Genomic DNA, 23,916 nt, shown 5'->3' with positions numbered 1-23,916 from the left:
AAAGCTAGTAGCCTATCGGCGAACGGAGTTGGCCAACAGCCCCGGTCGTTTTACACAAAGTTCGGCGTCGGCGCGCGGTAATCGTCGAGATGGATCGACTGGAACCACTCGATGGTTTTCTGCAGGCCTTCGCGAAGGGCGATTTTTGGCTCCCAGTCGAGGTGTTTCTTGGCCAGCGTGATGTCGGGCTGGCGCTGCGTGGGATCGTCGGCCGGCAGCGGCATTTGAATCATCTTCGACTTCGAGCCGGTCAGCTCGATTACCTGCTCCGCCAGTTCGCGAATGGTAAACTCGCCGGGATTGCCAATGTTTACAGGTCCAACAAAATCGTCCGGTCCGTTCATCATGCGGATGATGCCCTCGACCAGGTCGTCGCGGTAGCAGAACGAGCGAGACTGCGAACCGTCGCCAAATATGGTGATGTCCTCGCCGTTGATCGCCTGGCGAATGAAGTTCGATACCACGCGGCCATCGTAGGGGTGCATCCTCGGACCATAGGTGTTGAATATGCGTACCAGGCGGATGTTTACCCGGTTCATGCGGTGATAGTCCATGAACAAGGTCTCGGCCGCCCGCTTACCTTCGTCGTAACACGACCGCAGGCCGACGGTGTTCACCGATCCGCGATAGCTTTCCGGCTGAGGATGGACTTCGGGGTCGCCATACACTTCGCTGGTGGAAGCTTGCAGCACCTTCGCCCGGCAGCGTTTGGCCATGCCGAGCACGTTGATGGCCCCCATGACCGAAGTTTTCATCGTTTTGATGGGATTGTACTGATAATGCCCGGGAGCCGCTGGGCAGGCGAAGTTGTAGATCTCGTCGACTTCAAGAAACAGCGGGTGAGTCACGTCGTGGCGAATCAGCTCGAAGTTATGTTTGTCGAGCAGGTGGGCGACGTTGCTCTTCTGGCTGGTAAAAAAATTGTCGAGGCAGATGACGTCGTGCCCGTCAGCGACGAGCCGCTCGCACAGGTGCGAGCCCAAGAAGCCAGCCCCGCCAGTTACCAGAATTCGCTTAATTAATGACATGACACCAAAGTCCCTAGGTAATCGCCTTCGTTGGAGAATTTACGATCTTAGTTAGCGATTCGGCAATTGGCTATCGACAACCCTAGGCAAAACCTAACGGCCGTAATTACCGCGCCCCCGGCCGTTGCCGTTTTGGCCGCCAGAGGTTGGCTTCGGCGGGCTGCCGATCGGGATGACGCAGCCGCCGCCGAGCAGTTCGTCGAGTCGGCGGCGAAGCTCGGGGTCGAGGTCCACCTTCTTGCCGCTTTCGATGTGCGCGACCGCCCCATCTTCCAGGCACAGGTGAAGCTTCAAGGTCTTGTGCCCCGGGTAGCCGCGAACAATCTCGTGCAGTGGGCCAAGCATGTCCATGCCATGGCGTGCTTCATCCACCCGAACCGACAAGCCGCTGGTATATCGCTCGGCAAGCGACTCGATGGTCATCACTTCGTTCACGATCAGGTTCACTTCTTCCGCCCCCGGTCGGCGGTCGATCGCTGCCCGCACGGCGACCTTGGCATCTGGCTCCACTAGGTGGCCAAAATCGGCAAACTGCTCGGGCCACAGAATGCAGCGAACGATGCCATCGAGATCTTCCAAGTCCCACATGGCGTATTTCGACGGTTTGCCGGGCTTAGGATTCTTGGTATGCGAGAACTTGATGGCCGCGAGCATACCGCCCATCACGACTTCGCTGCGATGCTCGAGTTCGGTGACTTGCTTACTGTTGTGCGTGCAGTAGGTTCGTAGCAGCGATTCGAATTCGGCCAGCGGATGACTCGAGAGATAGAAGCCGAGTACTTCCTTCTCCATCAACAGCCGATCCTTCTCCTCCATCTCGGGGATGTCGGGCAGGTCGGCCGCGTCGGCTTTTTGCACATCCTCCTCAAGCGAATCGAACAGGCCCTTCTGGCCACTGCGGCGATCCTTCATCGCCGAAGCACCCGCTTGCAGCGCCCGATCGACAATGGCCATCAATTGCGAGCGATGCGCGCCGAGCGAATCGAAAGCACCTGCTTTCACCAACGTTTCGATCGTCGAACGGTTGCACGAACTGGGGTCGATCCGCTCGCAGAAGTCGAACAAACTGCGGAACGGGCCATCCTTTTCTCGGGCCTCGACGATGGCGTCGGCCGCTCCGCCGCCGCAACCTTTGATCGCGGACAAGCCGAACAGAATTCGGCCTTCGCGGACCGCAAAGTCGACAAACGAGCTGTTCACGTCGGGCGGAACCACCTCGATTTCCATCCGTTTGCAGTCTTCGAGATGCTCGACCAACGAGTCTTTGCTCTTGAAGTTACGGCCGGGGATGTCGCCCGATAGCAAGGCGGCCATAAACTCCACCGAGTAGTGCGCCTTAAGGTAGGCGGTCATGTACGCGATGAGCGCGTAGGCGGTGGAGTGCGACTTATTGAAGCCGTAGCCGGCGAACTTCTCGATCATGCCGAACAGTTCTTCGGCCTTTTTCTTGTCGAGCCCTTTCTCTTGGGCCCCGTTCAGGAACTCCTCGCGGAACTTCGCAATGATCGGCAGCTTCTTCTTGCTGATCGCTTTAATACATTTGTACGATTCGGACAGGCCGATTCCACCCAGGCGATTGAGAATCCGCATCACCTGTTCTTGATACACCATTACGCCATGCGTTTCATCCAGCACCTCTTCCATCACAGGGTGCGGGTACTCGGCGGGGCGGCGGCCGTGCTTCACTTCGATGTACTGGTCGACCATGCCGCCTTCGAGCGGGCCAGGTCGGTAGAGGGCCGCGGTAGCGATGATGTCGCGGAAATTGTCGGGCTTCATCCGCTGCAGAAGGTCACGAATACCGCCCGATTCGAGCTGGAAGATACCCTTGGTCTCGCCGCGGCAGAGCAAGGCGTACGACTCCCTGTCGTCGAGCGGGAACTTATAGGGATCGATGCGTTCGCCGGTTGACTCCTCGATCAGGTCGATACTGCGGGCGAGGATCGTCAGGTTGCGAAGACCGAGGAAGTCCATCTTTAGCAACCCAGCGGCTTCCACGTCGTTCATCGACCACTGGGTGATGACTTCGGTCTTGCCTTTCACGTGCTGCAGCGGCACGTATTCGTCGACCGGCTTCTTGGCGATCACCACCGCGGCCGCATGGGTACCAACGTTGCGGGCGAGGCCTTCGATCTTGCGAGCCAGATCGAGCAGCTCGCGAATCTCCGGGTCGCTTTCGTAAGCCGCTTTCAGGTCTTCGGACTGCTCGAGGGCCTTGTCGAGGCTGATGCCGAGTTGGTCGGGGATCATGGCCGTGATCTGATCGACCCGGAAGATCGGCATCGACATCGTCCGGCCGACGTCCTTGATCGCCGCCCGCGCGGCCAGAGTTCCGAACGTGCCGATCTGGGCAACGTTGGCCTCGCCGTACTTGTCTTTCACGTACTGGATGACTTCCACCCGGCGCTGCTTGCAGAAGTCGATATCGATATCAGGGGCTTCCAGCCGGCTCTCGTCGAGGAACCGCTCGAACAGCAGGTCGTATTCCAGCGGGCAGACGTGGCTGAGTTTCAGCGAGAAACAAACCAGCGAGCCCACGCCGGAACCACGAGCCGTGCATGGGATGTTGTTGTCGACCGCAAAACGCACGAAGTCCCACACGATCAAGAAGTAGTCGGGGAAGCCGAGCTTGTTGATGACTCCCAGCTCGCGGTCGACGCGGGCCATGACCTCGTCCGACAGTTCGCCGGTCGCTGGATCGTTGTTCTGCCAGCGGTGTAGCACGTCGGAGTAGCGTTCTTTAAGTCCCTTAATCACCAGCTCGCGTAGGTACTCTTCGCTCGCGCTGATGTCGGGCTCGGTGTTGCCCGGCGTGGTGAACGTGGGGAAGTACCGTTTGCCGAGTTCCAGATCGATATCGACCGAGTCGGCGATGCTTTGGCTTCGCTTGAGCGCGTCGGCGTGATCCGGTAGCGCAGCGAACATCTCCTCGGGGCTGCGGAGGAAGAACTCGTCGCCTTCCATCTTCATCCGGCCGGTGTCGGTGCGGTACTTACCGGTGTTGATGCAGAGCAGCACGTCCTGGGCTTCGGCATCCTCGCGGTTGACGTAGTGAGCGTCGCTGGTCGCGACGAGCGGAACACCCACCTTGTTGGCCAGTTCGACGGTCAGCTCCATCGCCGCTCGCTGGATGTCGACTCCGTTGTCTTGGATCTCCAGGAAGTACCGCGGGCCGAATACCCGCTCGAACCACTCGACGATTTTGCTGCCGTGGGCGAGGGCCTCGTCGGCGGTATGGCCCGAGAGCAAGGTGCGACTCAACTCGCCCGATACGCACCCGCTCAGGCAAATGATGCCGTCGCTGTGGGCTTCGAGCAATTCCTTGTCGATACGGGGCTTGTGGTAAAAGCCTTCGAGAAACGCCCGGCTCGACATTTTCACCAAGTTCTTGAAGCCGGTCTGGTTCTGGGCGAGCAACGTCAGGTGGTAGCTGGCCTCTTTGCTGCTGGAGGCTCCCCCTTTGTCGAATCGGCTGGCCGGGGCGATGTACGCCTCGTAGCCGACAATCGGGTTGATGCCTTCGTCTTTGCACGCCCGGTAAAATTCGAGCGCCCCGTACAGGTTGCCGTGGTCGGTAAGTGCTAGGCCGTTCATGCCGAGCTCTTTGGCCCGCGCAACGAGCTTTTTAATCGGGCTCGCCCCGTCTAGCAGGCTGTAGTGACTATGGCAGTGCAGGTGCACAAACGGAGGGGCGTCCATGACGATATCCGAGTGACATGAGTGAGAATCTAGATGGCGAGTCGAACCATTCTATCGCGACACACACGGATTTTCATGTCGCAGAATAGGCGGCCCGCTCACCCCATATTTTGGTGCTTGACGAGCAGTGGCTGTAGGGCGGGCCGGCAGCTAGTTTTGCCGGTTATTCGAGCTCGGGATCACCGATACCACGAAGATACTCGGCCAACAGGCCCTGCATATCGAGCAGGCCCTGCCAGCGGGTGATGGCAATTTCGACCTTCGGGCTACCGTCGGGGATCTCGACTCCCTCCAGCAGTGCACGGGTCCGCAGGTGAAGGTACTCCAGTAGCTCCGAAAGCTGGGCCGCCTGCGCGGGGCCGAGGCCCTCGGGTAGTTCCGGGGCTTTGGGAATGTGCAGCGTGCTATGCGTCTCGCCTGGGCCGTCCCAGCCGAAATCGAGGTCCGACGTGCTGACCAGCTGCTTGGCCAGTGCGCTGCTGTCGAGGTGCTCGGTGGGAACATCCCCTTCCTCGTGCAGTTGTTGCAGACGCTGGGCAATCTGATCGCGGGTGCCGTAGCGGAGGACACTCCGGCCGAGCGAGATGATGTCGCCGTATCGCAAAATCCGCAGCTGCACTTGCTCGCCGTTCACGCGGGTGCCGTTGGTGCTGTCCAGGTCGGTCAGCACGAGCATGTCCTGGTCTTCCTGGATTTTGATATGAAAACGGCTGATCCGTTCGTCGTTCAGCTGTACGGCGTTGCCTTCCTCGCGGCCGATGGTGATCGGCGTCGAGAGGCTTTCGTACTTCCTCCCACGATCGGCACCATCCAAGACGTAAAGCGAAATTTGGGCCATCGTTGAAGGCAAACAGCTAAAAATCAGGAAATGAAACAAGGCACCGGCAGCGGTTAACCTTCTATTGTAACCAGCCGTGTGATTCGCGTCAGCAGCTTGGATTCACCAAAAAATGCCTTAATATCGCTAAAATCCTCGCATCGCCGCTGGTAACGGATCTCTCTATCGGTCATTCCTCGGTGCCAGCGAGGGCGAGACTTTGGCTCGATCGACCAGGCGCCCGCCATTTTGTGCAGTGCTGCCCTTAAGATCGCTAGTCGCCGACTCGTCACACCCGCCCCCGGCGTTGCTCGGGTTCAATCGAGACGCCGTGGTACGGATTGTCGGTTCTGGCCGAGAGCCACCGCAGCGGACGATCGCGAATCGGCACTGTTGTGGTTCGCTATCTAGGTGCGGATCACGATGGTGTCGGCAAACTCATCGTGCATGCACTTGTGCGACTTGTCGAAGATCATCAACGGATCGATCAAACGCGTGACGATCGGTCCCACGACGGGGATGAGATACATCAGCGTGAATGGCAGATACCGCAACCCAACGAGTCGCCAGATGCCTGCCTGGGTGCCATTGGTCCGCACGATCTTGATGCCGAGCATCTTCTTGCCGATCGTTTGGCCTTTGGTCGCCAGCAGGTAACCGTTGATGGCCAGGAACACAGCAAAGCCGACGAACACCATGCCGATTTTGAACTCCCAGCCAGGCTGGGTAGCCTGGTACTCGCGGCGCAGTTCCGCGGTCGACTTCGACTGGAAGTCCTGGTTGCGGTAAAAGTCCCACATATTGGGATACAGCGAGTTGGCTAGCACCAAGCCTAAAACTACGTTCAAGACCCACAACAGGGCACCGTCGATCAAGGCTGCCCAGAATCGTGACTCACGCTCCGCGAAATGGCCAAACTCTGGCGCTACTTCGAGGACACCATCTACCTGCTTGGCCTGTGGCGAAGCAAACGGGTTCGCAATTGTTTCCATCAGAACTCACCGCCTAGAGAAATCTGATATCAAAATTCCTTACGTTTCGCACTCCAGTCTTATTCCCCCCGCCTGATCGGTTGACGCCGAAGCAGACCGCCGGGGGGAAGGCATGCATCACTACGGTTTATCTTAGCCAGCGATTTCTATGCTTGCACTACAATCGTATCGGCGAGATCGTCGTGCAAACACTTGCGCGATTCGCGGAAAATCATGAGCGGATTGATTATCCATGTAACGAGGAAACCTAACCAAGGTATAAGCATGATTAGCTTGAATGGTAGGTAGCGAATGCCAAACAAGCGTCCCAGGTCGGCTGGCGATCCATCGGTTCGTACGATTTTGATACCGAGCAGATTTTTGGCAACGGTCTGCCCGTTGGTTGCAAGCAGGTAGCCATTGATGGCAAGGTAAATTCCATAACCAAGGGGGACCATTCCGTACCCAAATAGCACGCTGGGTTGGTTTGCTTCAATTTCTCGTTGGATCTGAGCCTGAGTTTTGCCCTGTCGGTCCATGCTCACGAAATCCCACATCTTGGGATAGAACATAAACGTAATCGCGAAGTAAAGCGGGAACAATACTGCCAAGAGAATCATCACGTCGATGATTGCCGCTCCCAGTCGCACGCCGCGACCAGCAAGGGGAGCATGGGAGTACGGTGCCATCGGGTCCGACATATCTTCGTACGACGTCGGAGCGGCAAATGGGTTATTTGGATCTTGCACAGGAAGTCCCCCCGCTGAATATTAGCCTGCCTAGGTTACACCGACCGAAGCGGCGGTTTGCAGTATACCCTAGTGACGGAAATGGCGGCAATTCGTAAATACCATCGGCAAGCCATGTTTATTGCAGGCGGCGATCACTTGCTCGTCGTTGCGTGACCCGCCGGGCTGGATGATGGCCGTGATGCCGGCCTCGGCGGCGCGGTGAATCGAGTCGTCGAACGGGAAGAACGCGTCGCTCGCCAGCACGCTGCCAGTCACCCGGTCGCCCGCCTTGCTGATGGAGATCTCCACCGAGTCGACCCGGCTCATCTGACCCGCGCCGGCGCCGAGCAGCATCTCGTCCTTGGCGAGCACGATCGCGTTGCTTTTGACGTGCCGGCACACCGCCCAGGCGAATCGTAGGTCGGCCATCTGCGTATCGGTCGGCGTGGTCTCGGTCACGATCTTCCACTCGGTCTCGTCGTCCGGTTTGTCGTCGGCAGTCTGGGCCAGGTAGCCTCCGTCGATCGAACGAAGCTGAATCGCACCGGTGCCTGGTTCGAGTTGGCCGATTTTCATCAGTCGCACGTTGGCTTTCCACTTGGGCTTGGTGGTCAGAATCTCTAGCGCTTCCGGCGTGTAGTCGGGAGCCACGATGGCTTCGACAAACTTGCCTGGTTCGGCCAGGCACTCGGCCGCGGCCGCATCGACCGGCACGTTGAATCCGAGGATCGAACCAAACGCGCTGATCGGATCGCCGGCCCACGCTTTTTGCATCGCTTCGCCCAGCGTCGAGGCGCTGGCCGCGCCGCACGGGTTGTTGTGCTTCAGCACGGCCACGCCAGGCGTGGGGAGCGAGCGGGCCACTCCCAGCGCGGCATCGAGATCGAGCAGGTTGTTGTAGCTCAGTTCTTTGCCGTTGAGTTGTTCGGCATTCACCACGCTGTGTGGACCCGCATCGGCCAGCTTGTAAAGCGCGGCACACTGATGAGGATTCTCACCATAGCGAAGCGGCAACGTGCGCGAGAGGTTCAAGCGAATCGTGCTGGTGAAGTCGCCCGACTCGGTTTCGGTTTGCTTCGCAAAGTACTTGGCAATCCCAGCGTCGTAGTCGGCAGTATGAGCAAACGCTTCGGCGGCGAGTTGGCGACGCTGCTCCGGGGTGGTGCCGCCTTGTTGCTGGATGGCCGACAATATTTCTGAATATTGCTGAGGATTGCTAGCAATGGTAACGAACGCGTGGTTCTTGGCTGCCGAGCGGACCATCGAAGGGCCACCGATGTCGATTTGTTCGATCGCTTCGGCGAAAGTGGTTTCGGATTTGGCGACGGTTTGGCTAAATGGATAAAGATTAACCACTACCAATTCGAAGCGGGCAATTTCGTGATCTTCCAGAGATTTTTGGTCGCCGGTATGGTCATGTCGGCATAGAATGCCTCCGTGCACCTTAGGGTGCAATGTCTTGACTCGTCCGTCCATCATTTCCGGCGAACCCGTATACGCTGCAACGTCTTGCACCTCGATACCGGCTGTTTCGAGCGCCTTACGAGTACCACCTGTGCTATAGAGACTGACTCCCGCGGCTACCAAGCCTTTGGCAAACTCAACGAGCCCCGTTTTGTCGCTGACACTAAGCAGTGCTCGTTCGATTTTTGAAGAAGTCATCCTGGCAGTTCCTCGCTATTTGAATCTCTAGTGTTGAGCGGAATGTATCGCAGATCACAGACGGTTTAGCCCGCAGGCCTTATTTTTCTATCAACCGGTTGGTTCCTAGCTTCGTATAAATAACAGGTCTTGAGAAGTGGTCGCCCCGCGGGTCAGAAACGCAGGCGATCCCTACACTTTGTACGATCTCGTCGTATTTTTCTGGTTGATCAAAAGCCGATCGACCCAATTGAGTTTCCCCACAGATCCTTAGAGTCGCCCCTTTCACTCAGCGTGGCCTATCGCGAGTTCCCCCCCTCCCTATCGATGGCCATTACGCGAAAGGGGCGACTTCTTTTTCTCACGGCCACTGTCGGGGGGCAGGCCCGCTCGTGCGGGGGGACGCTCATTATCGTCGCAGTTCCAGTTCGCTGAGTTCCACGTCGATCGCGCCGCTGGAGATCTGAATCTCGACCACGGAGTAGAAGAGCGAAACGATCAGCAAAATCAGGCTGCCGCCGAAAATCCACTCGCCGATCAGATCCTGGTGCAGGAACAAGCAGAACATCGAAGCGGTGCAGGTGATGAAGCTCACCACCCCGTAAAGTTGCATCCGCTTGATTAGCACGATTCGCTTTCGCAAATTCTCGATCTGCGGAAGGATGCGATCGCCGAGCTTGTCGGTACCGTTGCCATGAAGTTGGCGAATGAGCTGCGCGATGGCCAGAAAGCGATTCGAGTAGGCCAAGAGCAACAGCGAGATGGCCGGAAACAGCAAGGCCGGCGTCGTAAGCGTCATGGGGGGACTCGGGGAAATGGAATGAGGGATGCTTTTCGTTACGGGTAGGTTGCCTGCCAGTCTCGCCCCCCGATCGGGGTTCGAAAAGACCATGCCCCCACGCTGGGGGCACATGGTTTGGCCTAACTCTTTCGTTGGTAAGCATTTGTGATTCTGCCCCCACTTCCGGAATATCGCCCCAACAACGATTCGTGGGGGCTTTATTTTCAGTGGGGCGATCGCCTCTCACCCGCAAACCACTCGTTTTCCAGTGGCTGCCATCCAGCGTGGCGATCGGCTGCCCTGCGTTTTGCCCCCACCCGCTGCGCATCCATCGCTGCGGAGTTCGGCAAAATCGGGGGGCAAATCGGTGCAGAAGCATCATGAAGCCGTCGGTGGGTTGGAGGATTGCGACTGGAATAGGGAGGGGAGAGCAGGGATCGTAAACGAGTTAATTGGCATACTGTTCATTAGAACAGATTGGTGTCCATTTGCCACATTAAACTTCTCAGAAAGTGGGCTCGCTCTCGGAGCGGTGCGGGGAGGCGAAAGTCGGCTAGCCGCTGTCAGTTTTGTCGACTCCAGTGGTGGTTTGTTCGACCCCAAATCTGTCCTTGGCAATTCGGCCGCCCGACACGGTGCGAGAGAATCTTGCTTGGTCGTCGAAGAATCGCCCGCTTATGAAGAGTTAGAGAGACACCGGTACGCAACTTGCAAAAGTGAATGGGCGTTTGGTGGTTCACCGAATTACTACATTCGCATTTCTCACTCCCGCAGGCTCTATGAGTACCCCAGTCACTTTCAGGCACCCCCCGCGGCAGGCGTTCACGCTGGTGGAGCTTCTTGTGGTGATCGCCATCATCGGTATCCTGGTCGCGTTGCTGCTTCCCGCGGTGCAGGCCGCCCGCGAATCGGCTCGCCGCAGTCAGTGCGTGAACAATCTAAAGCAGCTTGGCTTAGCGCTGCACAATTACGAGTCGACCAACAAGGTGCTGCCGTCGCTGCACAACTACTTCACCCCCACGGCCACCCTGTTGCCGTATTGCGAACAATCGCAGTTGGCCGACCTGTTCGACTTTACCGAGAACCCGACCTCGAGCGACCCGCGGGTGATTCAAGCCGCGGCAACCGTGATACCGATGTTCCTTTGCCCCAGCGACAGCGAACCAGCCACGCATCAGGTGGAGGAGTCGGGAGCCACTTACGAGTGGGCGGGGGCCAACTATGGCATCAATGGTTCGAGTGGAGTCGGCACGTCGCAGAATTGCGATCCTTTTGGGAGTAAGACGGATGGACTCTGCTACGTCGACTCGAAACTACGCATGGCACGCGTGAGCGATGGATTGAGTAACACGCTAGCGTTTACCGAATCGTTACGCGGCCCATGCGACGAGGCTCCTTCCGATACGACTCCCGACGTGCAGCGTTACGTCGCGACCTTGGGGCTGGCGGTTGACTCGCTTATCCCTACTGCAGACTCGGCTGAGTTGAACGGGCCGGACTCGGCCATTTCGGCCGCCAGTGCTTGGAACTCCATGCGGTTTTGCAACTGGTTCAAGATGGACCGCATTCCCGGCACCATCATGGTCGGGCGGTTTCCGCCGAATAGCGCGATCCCCGATCTCGGAGCCCGCCGCATTCGCATCCAGGCCGCCCGCAGCAACCATCCCGGCGGTGTAAACGCCTGCTTCGCCGATGGGAGTGTGCGGTTTGCCAGTGACGACACCAATTACCTGGTATGGCAATCGTATTGGACACGCGCCGGCGGCGAAGTATTGCCAGCGGAATAGGAGAGGAATCATCGAAATGCAAACCCACAACGAACATGGTTCGGCTCCCCCGTTGGAACTCACGGGGTTAACCAAACGTTTCCGGCAAGGAAGCAAAGAAATCACCGCGCTCGACGACGTATCGCTTACCGTCGCCGCGGGAGAGTTTGTCGCGGTGATGGGAGCCAGCGGCTCGGGCAAGAGCACCCTGCTGCATCTGGCAGCAGGTCTGACCGACGCATCGAGCGGCACCGTGCGAGTCGACGGGCAGGACCTCTCCGCCTTGTCCGATAAGCAGCTCACGCACTTTCGCCGCCGGGAGATTGGCCTGGTGTTCCAGTCGCTAAACCTGGTGCCCGCACTCACAGCGGAAGAAAACGTGCTGCTGCCGCTGTACGCAGCTGCGGACCGCAGCCATCGCGTGAAACTCGCGGGCGAGTTGCTCGATCAGCTCGGCTTGGGCGATCGCCGCACGCATCGTCCGAGTGCCTTGAGCGGCGGCGAGCAGCAACGCGTCGCCATCGCCCGCTCGCTGGTGACCGAGCCGGCCATCGTGCTGGCCGACGAACCGACGGGGAGCCTCGATTCGACCAACGGGCAGCTTATCTGCCAAGTGATTCGTAAGCTGAACGACGAGCAGCAGCGGACCGTGGTAATCGTCACGCATGAGCCCAGCGTGGCCATTTGGGCCGACCGCATTGTGGTGCTCAAAGACGGAAAGCTCGAGAGCGATTTTGCCGCTTCGAGTTTCACAGGGCCACAGGAGCTTGCCTCCCACTATCAACAAATCACCTCCCCGACCGAGCAGACGGAGCTAGTGCATGGCGTCGTTTAAGCTCGTGTGCAAATTGGTCGTCGCCCAGATGGTGCTGCACCCCGCGCGGGTGATCCTCACCAGCTTGGCGGTTATCGCCTCGGCGGCCGCGGTCGCGTGGGTGGTGAGCGGGTACGATGCGCTGGTGTCGCAGTTCGACGAAAACGCGAACAAGTACCTGGGCCGTTACGATCTGCTGGTCACTCCCCAGGGAGGTCCACCGGGTGCGACCACCAGCATTGAACCCGCTGTGATTGAGCAACTCCAGCAGGATCCCGCTGTGTTGGAAGTGAATGCCATCGCCCAGTCGCGAGCCAGCGTGAGTGCGGCACTGAAAGAGGGCGAGGAGCATAGCGGCCCGCTCGGGTTGCTGATCGGATCGAAACCGCCGGTCAACGGAGCCCCACCGCTAGGGCCGACGCTTGTCGCGACCCCTGCGTTGGAAGGCCCTTACGAAATGGTCGCCGGCGAGTGGTTGACCGACGCTGGCGAGCATCAAGCCGTGCTGAGTCAGGGAGCGGCCAAAAGCCTGGAAGTCGAGGTCGGCGACCGCATCGTGGTCACGACGTTTGCCAATCAGGTACGGCTCGAAGTGGTCGGCATCATCGAACAAGCTCCCCAGTCGCTCGGCGGCCGACGCGGCGGCGGTGGCGGCAGCGGAAGAGGTAGCGGAGGGAATGCCCGCGGCGGAGCAGACGCTCAAAGAGCCTCGCGCGAAGGGCAGCCAGCCGACACGCCACGCGGCGAAGGTCGACCCTCCGGCCGAGGGCCACGTGGGGCTGGACCTCCCCAATCTAGTGAGCCAGGCCCAGCGGCCGACGCTGCCTCTCGCGGGCCATCGATCCCCGGCGGTAGCGGTGGTTCGACCTTGGCAACCAACGCGGTGTACGTGCGGTTTGCGACCGCCGAGTTGATCAACGGATTCGCGTCGAAACCCGCCATCCTGCAAATCGCGCTCCGCGATGGGTTCGATGTCGAAGCCTTTCACCGCGCCTGGGATGAGCGGCTATCCACCCTGCGACCGTCGCTCAAGGCGATTGATTTCGAAGACGTTCGCGAAGGCCTGGCAACCAGTGGGTCGGTCTCGCAAAAACTCACGCAGGCCTACTCGGCGACCGGACTGGCTGCCCTGGCGGCGGTGTTCATTATCTTCAGCACCCTGAGCATGGGCGTCACCGAGCGAAGTCGCGAGTTCGCCATGCTGCGGGCGATCGCCCTCTCGCGCGGGCAGGTCGGCATGATCATCGCGGTAGAGAGCCTTGCCTTGGCCATCATCGGTTGGCTCGGCGGACTGCTCGCTGGTTGGGTGATTCTCAGCATTGCTGCCCAGAGCAAGCCCGACCTGTTTCCCGACGGGGCCAAGCTCGGCTGGACCTGCGTAGGGCTCACCGGGGCGAGCGTGGTGGTCGGGGCGCTCGGCGCTGCGATCGTGCCCGCCTGGCAAGCGATGCGCATCCGCCCGCTCGACGCTCTGTCGCCATCGACCACCGAGCAATCGCCAAAATGGCCGTGGGTTTGTCTGGCGATCGGCCTGGTGATGATCTCCATGGCACCGATCTCGGTATTCTTCGTCGCGATGGACGACGCCTCGCGTACCTGGTTGTGGGCGGTGGTAAGTTACCCTTGCCTGCTGGTCGGTATGGCCCTGGTCACCCCAGCGGCGATCATCGCCAGCGAGAAGTACCTCGGCCCGCTCGTCGCCCGTTTGCTGTGCATCGACCCGCTACTGCTGCGGGGGCATCTGTCGACCAACCTCTGGAGAACACTCGGCACCACGCTCGCGCTCGCTTCCGGCCTGGCGTTGTACGTGTCGGCCCAGACGTGGGGCTACTCGATGCTGCAGCCCTTCCTGCCTGGCGAGTGGATGCCCGACGCGATTGTCGGATTCCAGCCGATTGGGCTCGACGAGTCGCAGGCCGCCGAGGTGGCCAAGATCGACGGAGTGCAGGGCGACCTGCTTCCACTGGCGCTCGAGCAGTCCAAAATCGCCTGGCCCGACGACCAGTTGCCCCGCGGCATGGGCAAGGACAACGCGATTGTCATCGGCCTCGACGCCCCCCGCGCCTTGGCTAGCAGCGATCCGTTTTTGGATTTGAAGTTCGTCGCGGGTTCACCCGCCGAGGCGGCCGAGGCAATCGCCAGCAGCAACAGTTGCCTGGTGTCGGAAGACTACGAAATGGCGACCGGCATCGGCGTCGGCGACCTGCTGACGTTTACTCCCCCCAATGCTCCGCAGTCGAAGGTCGAGTACCAAGTGGTCGGAGTCGTCTCGCTGCCAGGCTGGCAGTGGTTTACCAAGTTCTCCGGAGTCCGGCGGCACTTCGTCCGGACCGGCGGCATCGTCCTCGCCGACCACGATCGGGTGCGGAGCGACTTCGCGCTCGGCGAGCGAACCGAGTTCTTCTGGCTCCACTTCGACGGTTCGAAGCCCGTCGCCGAAATCGAGCAAGCCATGCAATCGCTGGCCGAGCAAGACTCCGGCGAGTCGTTCGTCGCCGACGGGGTAGGGCAGGTCACCGCCTACCGACCCTTCGCCCGGCTGACCGACACCGCGAGCATTCGCACCAGCATCTCTCGGCGGGCCGATGGGGTGATCTGGAGCATGAGCCAACTGCCGCTCGTGACGTTGCTCATCACCTCGCTGGCGGTCGTCAACACCATCATCGCATCGGTGCGGGCGCGGACCTGGGAGCTTGCAGTACTCCGATCAATCGGAACCACCCGCGGCGAACTCGTGCGGCTGGTGATTGCCGAGTCGCTGTTGATCGGGCTCGTGGTTTGCCTGGTGAGCCTGAGCTTTGGGCTGATCGCAGGTTGGTGCGGAGTCGGCATGAGCCGCTACTCGGGCGCGTTCTTCGGCGGGCCGCCGACCTTCCTGATTCCCTGGAGTCACCTGAGCCTGGGCTTCGCGCTCGCGCTGGGTGCCTGCCTGCTGGCAGCCGTGTGGCCCGCCGTAACGATTGGGCGAGCCAAGCCGCTCGCGTTGTTACAAGCAGGTCGCACTGCGATGTAGGTGCTTACGAGCTCCGCAGATAACCACCATGGCGACGAGCCCCAGCAAAGCAGTTGCCGGCTCTGGCACCGCGGTCAGCGTCGGAGCAACCGGGGTGCTGGCGCCCAGGTTGTCGCGCCAGAGGGTGTAGTCGCCGAGGTCGACCTGGCGGTCGCCGTTGCCATCGGCATCGAGCGGTCCGCTCAATCCGTACTGAGTTTTCCAGACCTCGTAGTCCGCGATATCTACGTTGCCATCGGCATTGAAGTCACCAGCGATCGGGGCCGCAGCCGTGGCAATCTGGCCGATCGAAATCTCTCCAACTCGGGTCTGGCTTGCTGGTGCAAAGAGTTCGACCGTCACGCCATCGATGTCAGCCATGTCCAGCGATCCAGTCGCGTTATACTGGAACCAATCGTATTCGATATCCAAGTAATACGAATCCATCGTGGCGATTGGCAAGTACACGGCTGAGCTGCCCCGGGTACTACCCGATTCCAGGCCGCTGAATAGTGAGACACGCACGATAGCGCCCTCGTTGCCTGCACTGCCTGGCGTGGTGGCTCCCATATCGATCCGCAAGCGGTCGTGTCCCGCAGCGGTGAATTCGGCGTTCAGGTAGTCGCCTTGCGAAGTGGAGATCAGCTTTCCGTACCGCACGAGCGAGACCTCGAACATGCCGCCATCGAAGCCCATGGTGAACGAGCCTTCGCTCTGTGCCAGTTCGAAGTTGCCATCCCACATGGCAATCACCTCGCGAGCGCCGCCCAGTACTTCGGTGGTTGCCAGGGTGTGCTGCGTCATGTTCACGTCGACAAAGCCGTCGGTGTCTTCGTAAGCGCCGGCGTCAAACGAGTCGATAATCAGAGCAAAACTAGCTTGGGTGCCAATCGCCCAGATGCCGCCCACCCACAAGAGTGTAGTGAGCCAAGAGAAAATAGCCTTCATCGTTGTTCCTAGTCGTTTGTATGGAAGCTCGCCCCAAAGGAGTCCCACACGCCACTTGAAACTAAATGGCTTTTCTCTGGTTGTCAAGCGAGTCGGTACTACCACGATTCACTACGAATCCCATCCCTCTTGAGGGGGTGGGCTAGAGTGGGGACACTAGGCGATGTCGTTGTGCCCCCAAAACCGGGAAATCGATTCGTGGGGGCTTTATTCTTTCCGCACGGAGGCCGGGGGATTTGCATTTTGCCTTTGTTTTTCGGTGTTTTCTCGCACGGCCGAAAATCTCCCGCTGGGAGTTTTGCCCCACCCTGCGATGGAGTGGGGGCAAAACGATTGGTGGCCAGTCGTCCGTAGTTGTCAGTTGTCCGTAGTTCGTTGTAAGTGCAGCAGTCCGTTGTAAGTGGACGTAGGGTGCGGTCGAGCTCCGAGCTGCCCCACCGGTTTTTCACACGGTAATTCCGGCTACCACAAACATGAACCTTCGCGCAGCAGGGAGCCTACCGCTTATCGCCCAAAAGCCTACAGCCAAATTGCCAAACAGCGTCGCACCAATCGTGTCGTGGTGTGCTGATCATTAGTGCACATCTGGTGGCCAATTGCAAAGGGAATCTAGCAAAAATTCCCGACGTATAAACTGCTAGTATTCGTGTGGCCGGATCGACTACAATGCGGACCTCCTCGGCCTTGTCGCAAACTCTGGTTGGAAGTTCATGGCTGGTTTCGACCTCACCCACACCACGACGCGAGTCCTCACCTGCACCGGTTTGGTTGCTGGGGGGGCTGCCATTGCCGCGTTTGCCCCCGTAGGGGCTGCTGGTTCGTTGGCGGCACCAGTTGCCGGTTTGGCGTCAAACGTTCTAGCCAATGATATTCAGACTTCGCTGCTCAGTCGGTCGGCAAAGCCAGGTGAACTGTTCAAGAACCACGACCTCACCAAGCTCTCGGGCAATGCGGTGCGGACTTGCCTGGAGGCTGTGGCCAGCGACAAATCGTCGGGAGTAGCGGCGGCTGATGCCAAGACGCTTCGCAAAGTGGGTAAAGCGATTGAAAAGCGGTGGGAAGAGCTAACCACCATGCCCGAGTGGCAGGACGACGTTGCCCCTGTGCAGGGGGAACAGCTGACGAAAGTCATTGTGGGCGAGGCCAATATCACCCAGGCCGGCATCGCCCAGGCTACGGCACTGGAGCCCGAAACGTGGCAGGAGATGGTGGCCGTGCATGCCCGCCTAAATAGCTGGAAACTCACGCCAGCAGCAGCCAAGGCAGCCGGCGGGTGGCTTCACCAGCGATTTGCTCAAGCCGTATGGGAATTGCTAAAAGAGGACGCTACAGGCAAAGGTCCCGGGGGTGGCAAAGCGTACGCCGCCTTGCAGATGACGTTGCTGGCGGAGATTTTGCAGCGACTGCCAGACCATGCCGAACGCGATGGCGAAACCAAAGAGCTAAAAAAGCACCAAGTGAAAAGTGCCCGAGCCTTGCGAGAGGTCATTCAAGGGCAAGTCGAGCAGTTTCGCCAGCACCTGGATGCGGAAGGAGCGGAAAAGCATACCGAGCTGCTGTCGACACTGGCCACTGTTTCGCAGGACGTTGGGACCAAGCTTGACTCGCTAGCCATGAGTCTGGAGGTGGTTGTAGAAACGACAAGTGCCGCTCGCGAAGAGGCCCGCGACCATCGGGCGGAGTCGCTAGCCAACCAGCAAGAGATTCTGAGGCTACTCCGAGAAGACAGCAGACAGCGCGATTCCGACGAACAGCTTCGTACCGAAAACGAGAACCTGCGAAGAGAGCTGGAAGAGGCCAAAGCTGGCCTTGAAAGACTAGCTGCCGATGCCGAGCACGGTAACCAACGTGCCGACGAAGCCTTGGCCTCGAAAGACCCGGCCCAGGTGCAAGCCGCCCTGATGGCGATGTGCGACGAGAAAACGGAGCAAGCAGAAAGGACCCAGCAGGAGGTATTGGAGCTCCACCGCGAAATCGCCGCCATAGCTTACTTGCGAGGGGATATTAAAGAAGCCGAGCGTCGGATTCGCCTTATTCTCAATCAGTTACCGAGCGACCTGGATGCCCTCAATCGCTTAGGCCTCATCCGTAGTCTGCAAGGAGACTTAAACGAAGCAGAATGTCTGTACCAACAGGTGGAAGCCCTGGCAGCAGGGGACGCACAAATACTTGCTACTGCCTATGGCAACTTGGGGAATCTCTATCTGACTCGCGGTGACTTGGGGCACGCCGAAGTGATGTACCAGAAGGCACTCGATAATAACGAGGAGCTAGGTTGTAAGGAGGGGATGGTGAGTGCCTATGGCTGTCTGGGGAACCTCAATCTGACTCGCGGCGACTTGGGGCAGGCCGAAGCGATGTACCTGAAGTCGCTCGAGATTGGAGAGGAACTAGGCTGCAAGGAGGGAGTGGCGAGTGCCTACGTCAACCTGGGGATTCTCTACGGGACTCGCGGCGACTTGGGGCGGGCCGAAGAGATGTACCAGAAATCGCTCGAGATTGATGAGGAGCTAGGCCGCAAGGTGGGGATGGCGAGTGCCTATGGCAATCTGGGGAATCTCTGTCGGACTCGCGGCGACCTGGGGCGGGCCGAAGAGATGTACCTGAGGTCGCTCAAGATTGAAGAGGAGCTAGGCCGCAAGGAGGGGATGGCGAATCAGTATAGCAACCTGGGGATTCTCTATAAGACTCGCGGCGACCTGGGGCGGGCCGAAGAAATGTACCAAAAATCGCTCGGTATCAACGTGAAGTTAGGTCGTAAGGAGGGGATGGCGATTGTCTATGGCAACCTGGGGATTCTCTATAAGACACGCGGCGACTTGGGGCGGGCCGAAGAAATGCACCAAAAATCGCTCGATATTAATGAGGCTATAGGTAATAAGGAGGGGATGGCAATTCAGTACGGCAACCTGGGGGATCTCTGTCTGACTCGCGGTGACTTGGGGCGAGCCGAAGAAATGTACCAAAAGTCGCTCGATATCAATGAGGAGCTAGGCCGCAAGGAGGGGATAGCGATTCAGTACGGCAACCTGGGGAATCTTTGTCGGACTTGCGGTGACTTGGGGCGAGCCGAAGAGATGTACCAAAAGTCGCTCGATATCAATGAGGAGCTAGGCCGCAAGGAGGGGATGGCGATTCAGTACGGCAACCTGGGGCATCTCTCTCGGACTCGCGGCGACTTGGGGCGGGCTAAAGAGATGTACCAAAAGTCGCTCGATATCAATGAGGAGCTAGGCCGTAAGGAGGGGATGGCGAGTGACTATGGCAACCTGGGGATTCTGTATCTGACTCGCGGCGACTTGGGACGAGCCGAAGAGATGTACAAAAAGTCACTCAGGATTGAAGTGAAGCTAGGTCGCAAGGAGGGGATAGCGAGTCAATGCGGCAACCTCGGGAATCTCTATAAGATTCGCGGCGATTTGGGGCGGGCTGAGGAGCTGTACCGCAAATCTCTAGCCCTGTTTAGCGAAATCGGCATGCCGCACAAGGTGGAGCTGGTCCAGGGATGGCTTGAGGACCTTGCTCAATAGCTGCAGCCCGAGGTCCCACCTGCCAGACTGCCAGAGTTGTCAGAACCATGGCAGTCGGTGGCAAACTGTGAGGATTGGCTTCTGCCAAATTGGCATTCGTAACTCGCCAGCTCAGGGCGGGGTGGCTGGAATCGGGCTATTTCTCGGCATCTATCGCGTTTCTTGGCTCTGGCACGCTGCTTGCATACATGGGGGACACTAGGCCTACGGTCTGCCAAATCATTCCAGCGGCATTTTTGCCCGCTGGTTCAGTGCGATAGAGCGCGGCAGCGACCTCCCTCAGGTGGGGGGCGGCCGCAAACCACCGACCCAAACACGACTTACAACTGTCTACCGACAACTGCAAACAAAGGAGTTTCGACAGTGGCTAAACAAATGGTATTTGACGACGAAGCCCGCCGTCCCCTCGCTGAGGGTGTCGCGAAGCTGGCTCGAGCCGTCCGTAGCACGCTTGGTCCACGCGGCCGCAACGCGGTGCTCGACAAGGGCTGGGGTTCGCCCAAGGTGACCAAAGACGGCGTGACCGTTGCCGAGGACATCGAACTCGATGATCCCTACGAAAACCTCGGTGCCCAATTGGTGAAGGAAGCCGCCAGCAAGACCAACGACGTCGCTGGCGACGGAACCACCACCGCGACCGTGCTGGCCGAAGGCATCTTCCGCGAAGGTCTGAAGATGATTGCCGCTGGTGCCGACGCCATGGCCCTGAGCCGCGGCATTGCCAAGGCGGTCGAAGCGGTTCAAGACTCGATTGCCAAGATGGCCGACCCCATCGACGTGAAAGACAAGAAGCGTCTGCAGCAAATCGCCACGATCGCTGGTAACAACGATCCCACGATCGGTTCGGTGCTGGCCGACGCGTTCAGCAAGGTTGGCAAGAACGGTGTGATCACCGTCGACGAAGGTCGCGGCAACGAGACCACCGTCGAAGTGGTCGAAGGCATGCAGTTCGATCGCGGTTATCTGTCGCCTCACTTCGTGACGAACGAAGACGAGATGTCGGCGGAGCTCGATAACTGCCACATCCTGGTGTTCGAAGAGAAGATTTCGAACGCCAAGAACATGGTGCCGTTGCTCGAAGCCATTTCGAAGGCGGGCAAGCCGTTGTTGATCATCGCCGAAGACGTGGATGGCGAAGCCTTGGCCACGTTGGTGGTGAACAAGATGCGGGGTATCGTCAACGTTTGTGCGGTCAAAGCTCCTGGCTACGGCGATCGCCGCAAGGCCATGCTTGGCGACATTGCCACGTTGACTGGTGCGAACGCCATCTTCAAGGACCTCGGTATCAAGCTCGACGCGGTGCAGGTCACCGATCTTGGTAAGGCCAAGAAGGTGATCATCACTGGCGACAACACCACCATCGTCGGTGGTGCTGGCAAGAAGGACGCCATTGCTGGCCGTGCCGATCAGATCCGCAACGAAATCAACACCACCGACAGCGATTACGATCGCGAGAAGCTGCAAGAGCGTCTGGCCAAGCTGGCCGGCGGTGTGGCCGAAATCAAGTGTGGTGCTGCGACCGAAAGCGAAATGAAAGAGCGCAAGGCGCTGTTCGACGACGCTCGTGCTGCTACGCACGCCGCGCTGCAGGAAGGCATTGTCCCCGGTGGCGGTGTTGCTTTGCTGCGTAGCGAGAAGGCCCTCGACAAGCTCAAGCTCGAAGGCGACGAGCAACTCGGTGTTGCCATCGTGAAGGCCGTGCTCGAATACCCGCTGCGTTACATTGCCGAGAACGCCGGTGTCGACGGCGCCGTGGTCGTCAACCGCGTGCGTCGCCTGAAGGGTAAGACCGAAGGGTATAACGCCGATAAGGACGAGTACACCGATCTGGTCGCTGCTGGCGTGATCGACCCCGCTCGCGTGGTTCGCACCGCTCTGCAAAATGCAGCCAGCGTCGCTTCGCTGCTGCTCACCACCGATTCGCTCGTGACCGAGATTCCTTCGGAAGAGGAAGAAGGCGGACACGATCACCATGATCACGGTATGGGTGGCATGGGAGGAATGCCCGGCATGGGTGGCATGGGTGGCATGGGCGGCATGGGTGGCATGCCCGGCATGATGTAAGCCAGCCGCTGGCTACCTAACTGCGATCCTTTCGACCTTACAAATACAAACAACATATAAACCAATCTGGAAATACAAATCATGGCAAAGATCAATCTGCGTCCCCTGGACGATCGTGTGGTGGTGCAACCCATGGAAGCCGAAGAGATGACCGCTGGCGGTATCGTGCTGCCGGATGCCGCTCGCGAAAAGCCGCAGCGTGGCAAAGTCGTAGCTGTCGGCGTTGGCAAGCTCATGGACAGCGGCAACCGTGGTGAGCTCTCCGTGGCCGTTGGCGACGAAGTGATTTACGGCAAGTACGGCGGATCGGAAGTCGAAGTAAACGGCCAGGAATACAAGATCCTGCGTGAGAGCGACATCCTCGCCAAGGTTACCGCCTAGGGGCAAACCCGCCCGACGCACCACTTGCGTCTGTAACCTGTAACGTTCCGCACAACTCACCGAATTTAAACCTGCAAAGGACTCAATCGTGGCTAAACAACTCATGTTCGACGATGCCGCACGAGCCAAGATGCTCAAGGGTGTCGACAAACTGGCCGATGCCGTGGCTGTAACCATGGGCCCCACCGGTCGTAACGTTATCATCAACAAGTCGTTCGGCGGTCCTACCGTGACCAAAGACGGCGTCACCGTCAGCAAGGAAGTGGAACTCGAAGACCCCTTCGAAAACATGGGCGCCAAGCTCGTGCACGAAGTGGCCGACAAAACCTCCTCGCTCGCTGGCGACGGTACCACCACCGCTACGGTGCTAGCCCGCGCCATCCTGAAGGAAGGTGCCCGCAACATCGTTGCTGGTAGCAATCCAACCGCCGTGCGTCGTGGCATCGAAAAGGGTGTCGCTGCTGCTTGCGAGTTCCTCGACTCGAAGAGCAAGAAGGTTTCGAGCAAAGAGGAAATCGCCCAGGTGGGTGCCATCAGTGCGAACAACGACCGCGTGATCGGCGACCTGTTGGCCGACGCGATGGAAAAGGTTGGCAAAGACGGCGTCATCACCGTGGAAGAAGGCAAGTCGACTGAAACCACCCTCGAGTTCGTCGAAGGTATGCAGTTCGACAAGGGTTACCTGTCGCCTTACTTCATCAACGAGCCTTCCACCATGGAATGTGCTCTGGAAGACGCTTACATCCTGATTCACGAGAAGAAGGTCAGCAATCTTCGTGAGTTGCTGCCGATTCTCGAGCAGGTGAGCCAGAAGGGCAAAGCCCTCGTGATCATCGCCGAAGACGTGGAAGGCGAAGCCTTGGCCGCGTTGGTGGTGAACAAGCTGCGTGGCATCCTGAACGTTGCCGCGGTAAAGGCTCCTGGATTCGGCGATCGTCGTAAGGCGATGCTCGGCGATATTGCCACCCTAACCGGCGGCACCCTGATCTCCGAAGACCTTGGCAAGAAGCTCGAGGCTGTCACGCTCGAAGAGCTCGGCCGGGCCAAGAAGATCACCATCAACAAGGACTCGACCACCATCGTGCAAGGTGGTGGGGCGACCTCCGACGTGCAAAAGCGAATCGATCAGATCCGCAAGAGCATCGAGAACAGCACCAGCGACTACGATCGCGAAAAGCTGCAAGAGCGTCTGGCCAAGCTCACCGGTGGCGTTGCCATCGTGTCGGTGGGTGCCAACAGCGAAGCCGACATGAAGCAAAAGAAGGCTCGCGTCGAAGACGCGCTGCACGCAACTCGTGCAGCGGTGGAAGAAGGCATTCTGCCTGGTGGTGGTGTGGCGTTGCTGCGGTGTCGCGAAGCGGTAGAAGCTGCTCGTAGCGGTGCCAAGGGCGACGAGAAAATCGGCGTTTCCATCGTGCTCGGCGTGTTGGATGCTCCGCTGCGTCAGATTGCCGACAACGGTGGTCTGGCCGGTAGCGTCGTAGCCGACGAAGTCTCGCAGAAGCCGTTCAACCAAGGTTACGACGCCAACGCTGGTGAGTACGTCGACATGCTCAAGGCAGGTGTTATCGACCCAGCCAAGGTTGTGAAGACCGCGCTGACGAACGCTTCCAGCATTGCTGGTCTGATCCTCACCACCGAGGCTCTCGTGACCAACTACGATTCGAAGGACGACGACAAGAAGGCTGTCGTTGGTTCGATTCGCTAGTGGTCGCTGAGTGAGAAAAACGCTTGCATCGGGCCACTCGTGCAT

General features: G+C 59.1%; 15 protein-coding genes. 7 read left to right on the top strand and 8 right to left on the bottom strand.

Features of this window, described 5'->3' with window-relative positions:
• Positions 1-50: 50 nt before the first annotated feature.
• From Pan181_RS20525 to Pan181_RS20495, 7 genes are all read right to left on the bottom strand, one after another.
• Positions 51-1,028: a UDP-glucuronic acid decarboxylase family protein gene (locus Pan181_RS20525; protein ID WP_145249611.1), complete on the bottom strand. Its 978-nt coding sequence runs from the start codon at positions 1,026-1,028 to the stop codon at positions 51-53.
• Between the two features lie 93 nt (positions 1,029-1,121).
• The gene (gene dnaE, locus Pan181_RS20520) at positions 1,122-4,727 is read right to left on the bottom strand and encodes a DNA polymerase III subunit alpha (RefSeq protein ID WP_145249609.1); all 3,606 of its coding nucleotides are present in this window, start codon (positions 4,725-4,727) and stop codon (positions 1,122-1,124) included.
• Between the two features lie 163 nt (positions 4,728-4,890).
• A complete protein-coding gene (locus Pan181_RS20515) occupies positions 4,891-5,565 on the bottom strand; it encodes an FHA domain-containing protein (protein ID WP_145249607.1) in 675 nt (224 codons plus the stop codon).
• 386 nt (positions 5,566-5,951) lie between these two features.
• Positions 5,952-6,536 (bottom strand): RDD family protein, encoded by a 585-nt coding sequence (locus tag Pan181_RS20510; protein ID WP_145249605.1) that lies wholly within the window; start codon positions 6,534-6,536, stop codon positions 5,952-5,954.
• 146 nt (positions 6,537-6,682) lie between these two features.
• Positions 6,683-7,204: an RDD family protein gene (locus Pan181_RS20505; protein WP_197528555.1), complete on the bottom strand. Its 522-nt coding sequence runs from the start codon at positions 7,202-7,204 to the stop codon at positions 6,683-6,685.
• Between the two features lie 129 nt (positions 7,205-7,333).
• Positions 7,334-8,908, bottom strand: a complete 1,575-nt coding sequence (gene purH, locus Pan181_RS20500) for a bifunctional phosphoribosylaminoimidazolecarboxamide formyltransferase/IMP cyclohydrolase (RefSeq protein WP_145249601.1) — start codon at positions 8,906-8,908, stop codon at positions 7,334-7,336.
• A gap of 388 nt (positions 8,909-9,296) precedes the next feature.
• Positions 9,297-9,686 carry a DUF2721 domain-containing protein gene (locus Pan181_RS20495; RefSeq protein ID WP_145249599.1) on the bottom strand — a complete coding sequence of 130 codons (390 nt, stop codon included), beginning with the start codon at positions 9,684-9,686 and terminating at the stop codon, positions 9,297-9,299.
• 761 nt (positions 9,687-10,447) lie between these two features.
• On the opposite strand from Pan181_RS20495, the gene Pan181_RS20490 reads away from it, so the two are divergent.
• The 3 genes from Pan181_RS20490 to Pan181_RS20480 are packed head-to-tail and all read left to right on the top strand — an operon-like array spanning position 10,448 to position 15,261.
• On the top strand, positions 10,448-11,455 hold the full coding sequence (locus Pan181_RS20490; RefSeq protein WP_145249597.1) for a DUF1559 domain-containing protein: 1,008 nt from the start codon (positions 10,448-10,450) through the stop codon (positions 11,453-11,455).
• Between the two features lie 16 nt (positions 11,456-11,471).
• Entirely contained in the window at positions 11,472-12,269 is a 798-nt protein-coding gene (locus tag Pan181_RS20485) for an ABC transporter ATP-binding protein (protein ID WP_145249595.1), read from the top strand.
• Positions 12,256-15,261 (top strand): ABC transporter permease, encoded by a 3,006-nt coding sequence (locus Pan181_RS20480; protein ID WP_145249593.1) that lies wholly within the window; start codon positions 12,256-12,258, stop codon positions 15,259-15,261. The genes Pan181_RS20485 and Pan181_RS20480 overlap by 14 nt, the downstream gene beginning before the upstream one ends.
• Here the strand turns inward: Pan181_RS20480 and Pan181_RS20475 are convergent.
• A complete protein-coding gene (locus Pan181_RS20475; protein WP_145249591.1) occupies positions 15,235-16,188 on the bottom strand; it encodes a hypothetical protein in 954 nt (317 codons plus the stop codon). The two genes, Pan181_RS20480 and Pan181_RS20475, sit on opposite strands and share 27 nt — an antisense overlap.
• Positions 16,189-16,898: 710 nt before the next feature.
• On the opposite strand from Pan181_RS20475, the gene Pan181_RS20470 reads away from it, so the two are divergent.
• The 4 genes from Pan181_RS20470 to groL (Pan181_RS20455) all read left to right on the top strand — a co-directional run bounded on the left by Pan181_RS20470 (position 16,899) and on the right by groL (Pan181_RS20455) (position 23,871).
• The gene (locus tag Pan181_RS20470) at positions 16,899-19,718 is read left to right on the top strand and encodes a tetratricopeptide repeat protein (RefSeq protein WP_145249589.1); all 2,820 of its coding nucleotides are present in this window, start codon (positions 16,899-16,901) and stop codon (positions 19,716-19,718) included.
• A 375-nt stretch (positions 19,719-20,093) separates the two neighbouring features.
• Positions 20,094-21,782 carry a chaperonin GroEL gene (gene groL, locus Pan181_RS20465; RefSeq protein WP_145252365.1) on the top strand — a complete coding sequence of 563 codons (1,689 nt, stop codon included), beginning with the start codon at positions 20,094-20,096 and terminating at the stop codon, positions 21,780-21,782.
• An 81-nt stretch (positions 21,783-21,863) separates the two neighbouring features.
• Entirely contained in the window at positions 21,864-22,163 is a 300-nt protein-coding gene (gene groES / locus Pan181_RS20460; RefSeq protein ID WP_145249587.1) for a co-chaperone GroES, read from the top strand.
• An 88-nt stretch (positions 22,164-22,251) separates the two neighbouring features.
• Positions 22,252-23,871 (top strand): chaperonin GroEL, encoded by a 1,620-nt coding sequence (gene groL / locus Pan181_RS20455; RefSeq protein ID WP_145249584.1) that lies wholly within the window; start codon positions 22,252-22,254, stop codon positions 23,869-23,871.
• Positions 23,872-23,916: the final 45 nt, after the last annotated feature.

Source organism: Aeoliella mucimassa, assembly GCF_007748035.1.
GTDB lineage: Bacteria > Planctomycetota > Planctomycetia > Pirellulales > Lacipirellulaceae > Aeoliella > Aeoliella mucimassa.
Note: the sequence above shows the minus strand (reverse complement) of the source record. Positions and strands in the feature narration are given on the sequence as shown.

Excerpts from the sequence above, each read along its gene's own strand:
- Pan181_RS20525 (WP_145249611.1), bottom strand. The coding sequence starts at position 1,028 with ATGTCATTAATTAAGCGAATTCTGGTAACTGGCGGGGCTGGCTTCTTG.
- dnaE (WP_145249609.1), bottom strand. The coding sequence starts at position 4,727 with ATGGACGCCCCTCCGTTTGTGCACCTGCACTGCCATAGTCACTACAGC.
- Pan181_RS20515 (WP_145249607.1), bottom strand. The coding sequence starts at position 5,565 with ATGGCCCAAATTTCGCTTTACGTCTTGGATGGTGCCGATCGTGGGAGG.
- Pan181_RS20510 (WP_145249605.1), bottom strand. The coding sequence starts at position 6,536 with ATGGAAACAATTGCGAACCCGTTTGCTTCGCCACAGGCCAAGCAGGTA.
- Pan181_RS20505 (WP_197528555.1), bottom strand. The coding sequence starts at position 7,204 with ATGGCACCGTACTCCCATGCTCCCCTTGCTGGTCGCGGCGTGCGACTG.
- purH (WP_145249601.1), bottom strand. The coding sequence starts at position 8,908 with ATGACTTCTTCAAAAATCGAACGAGCACTGCTTAGTGTCAGCGACAAA.
- Pan181_RS20495 (WP_145249599.1), bottom strand. The coding sequence starts at position 9,686 with ATGACGCTTACGACGCCGGCCTTGCTGTTTCCGGCCATCTCGCTGTTG.
- Pan181_RS20490 (WP_145249597.1), top strand. The coding sequence starts at position 10,448 with ATGAGTACCCCAGTCACTTTCAGGCACCCCCCGCGGCAGGCGTTCACG.
- Pan181_RS20485 (WP_145249595.1), top strand. The coding sequence starts at position 11,472 with ATGCAAACCCACAACGAACATGGTTCGGCTCCCCCGTTGGAACTCACG.
- Pan181_RS20480 (WP_145249593.1), top strand. The coding sequence starts at position 12,256 with ATGGCGTCGTTTAAGCTCGTGTGCAAATTGGTCGTCGCCCAGATGGTG.
- Pan181_RS20475 (WP_145249591.1), bottom strand. The coding sequence starts at position 16,188 with ATGAAGGCTATTTTCTCTTGGCTCACTACACTCTTGTGGGTGGGCGGC.
- Pan181_RS20470 (WP_145249589.1), top strand. The coding sequence starts at position 16,899 with ATGGCTGGTTTCGACCTCACCCACACCACGACGCGAGTCCTCACCTGC.
- groL (WP_145252365.1), top strand. The coding sequence starts at position 20,094 with ATGGTATTTGACGACGAAGCCCGCCGTCCCCTCGCTGAGGGTGTCGCG.
- groES (WP_145249587.1), top strand. The coding sequence starts at position 21,864 with ATGGCAAAGATCAATCTGCGTCCCCTGGACGATCGTGTGGTGGTGCAA.